Annotated in this window: 1 protein-coding gene; it reads right to left on the bottom strand. The window is 73.4% G+C overall.

The genetic code is table 11. The features are described 5' to 3' along the window. Nucleotides 1–74: 74 nt before the first annotated feature. The coding region (locus AC31A1_RS52365; protein WP_489660069.1) for a hypothetical protein at nucleotides 75–564 on the bottom strand (490 nt) is incomplete at its 5' end.

Consider the following 564-nt stretch of genomic DNA (forward strand, 5'->3'; position numbering starts at 1 on the left):
GGCCTGAACGGCCTCGTCCTCAAACGCCGGACAGGCTGGATTGACCGGCCCCCGCTCCATCGCCTCAGAGGTCCTCAGAGGTAGTCCTCCAGGCGCCCCACCGTCAGCCCCCGCTCCTGGACACCCCGCAGCAGCCGGACCGTACTGTCGGCCGGGCCCACGCGGACGATGTCGCCCGGGGTGAGGTGGCGGTCGCCGTGGGCGTAGGTCAACGGGCCGGTCGTCGCGGAGGCTCGCCACAGGACCAGGGCGGAGACTCCGCAGTCGGCGGCGGCGCGGAGGGTCGTCGTGTCGTATGTGCCGTAAGGGAGCCGGAGCAGCCGGGAGCTGGGCCGGTGACGCCGGCCGCAGATCTCGGCGCGCTGGGTGGCGTAGGGCAGGCCGGTGAAGCGGGCGGGCTTCGGGGGTGTGCGGAACTCCGTGACCGGGAGGCGCAGTTCGCGGATCAGGTCGGTGAACCTCGGGTCCCGGCGGGCGCTCGCGTCGTGGTCGTAGGTCAGGAAGACGACCTTGTCGTGGGTGCGGACGTGGTCCACCACTGGGGGGAGGCCCGGGCCCGCCGGG

The sequence above is a fragment of the Streptomyces sp. P5F9 genome (assembly GCF_057961495.1).